Raw genomic sequence first — 1,292 nt, forward strand, 5'->3', positions numbered from 1 at the left:
GGTTCATCGCGGCTTTCCGGGGAAAGCCGCTTTTATCTTCAAGAAGAAGTAGTCTGTATCTCGATAACCATACCCCATTCGCTTAATTAGCTTTATCTTGTTGTTTATCCCTTCAAGTGTGCATGTATTTAACGGATAACTAGCCGATGCGATAATCCCGTGAAGATAAGGACTGAGTTTTCGTGCGAACTCTTTTAATGGCTTAATTCCACTCTCTTGCACTTGTTCCCACCACGCGTCCCAGAGCCCCTTAGCGTGCCTTTCTGATTCACAATACCAAAGCTCTTTGAGTTGTGCTCCGAGTATATAAGTGGTCATTAAGTCCTTATTGATATTCAATATTTCAGTAAGATAGCTATCTTGCTGTGTATTTAAGTTGCCCCTGTTTTTCAGCAGCACCCAGCGTGAACGCTTCACCCATTGCCTCGCTTTTTTATCTTGCTTGAGTTTGTTGGCTTGGTCGACTCTAACTCTATCCATCACCTCACGGCCGAACTTAGCGACAACATGGAATAAGTCGTAAACGATTTTTGCGTTCGGGCAGTACGCTTGAACTTCAAGATCGAAAGCCGTGTTCATGTCCATCGCAACGGCTTCGATATTTATCCCACGCTTACCTAGCTGCTCGAAGAACGGCCGTATGTCTTTGCGGCTCCGACCTAATCCTATCCAAATGACTTGGTGAGTTTTAGCGTCAGCGATGACCGTGGCATAACGATGTCCTTTGAAGATGGCGAACTCGTCCATAACGAGTTGCCTTAGATCTTCCCATTTTACTGGTGGTACAGCTTGTCTAAGTCGGTGTTTATCTATCTCTTTAATGGTGTGCCAATGAACGCTCGTTAACTGGGATATATGCTTAATAGGGAGAAGAGGTAATAGTTGTTCTATATAGCTTTTTAGGCGCTTTGTTATACGAGCATAAGGCTCTAACCAAGATAGAGACTCTGTTTTTATGCCGCATTCGCGACACTTAATCCTTCGTGTTTGAACGGAAAGTTCAACAGGAACACCGAGTAGCATGGCTTCCTTTACATGACGCCATTGATACTCATGGATAGCTTCGGCCTCAAGACCACAACGGCATTTAGCCTGAGAATTAGGTTTAAGAGTAAGGGTAATAAGTGATGCTGTCTGGTGAGACTTTACTATTTGAAAGCCTTCCCAGAATGAAGATAGGAAAGTATGATTCGGCATGGAAACGGTAGTTTGTGTATGATTTTTGTTTGGCGACTAAACCATATCACTTACTACCGTTTTTGTTTCAAGTTCCCGCTAATCCGCGATGAACC

At 43.7% G+C, this 1,292-nt stretch carries 1 protein-coding gene; it reads right to left on the bottom strand.

What is annotated here, in order from left to right; genetic code table 11:
• Positions 1–3 precede the first annotated feature (3 nt).
• Complete coding sequence (locus RH88_RS01085) at positions 4–1,197, bottom strand: ISL3 family transposase (protein ID WP_081467347.1); 1,194 nt, start codon at positions 1,195–1,197, stop codon at positions 4–6.
• Positions 1,198–1,292 lie beyond the last annotated feature (95 nt).

It is taken from the genome of Vibrio scophthalmi LMG 19158, assembly GCF_000222585.1.
In the GTDB taxonomy this organism is placed as follows: domain Bacteria; phylum Pseudomonadota; class Gammaproteobacteria; order Enterobacterales; family Vibrionaceae; genus Vibrio; species Vibrio scophthalmi.

Coding starts and splice junctions, on each gene's coding strand:
- RH88_RS01085 (WP_081467347.1), bottom strand. CDS start 1,197: ATGCCGAATCATACTTTCCTATCTTCATTCTGGGAAGGCTTTCAAATA.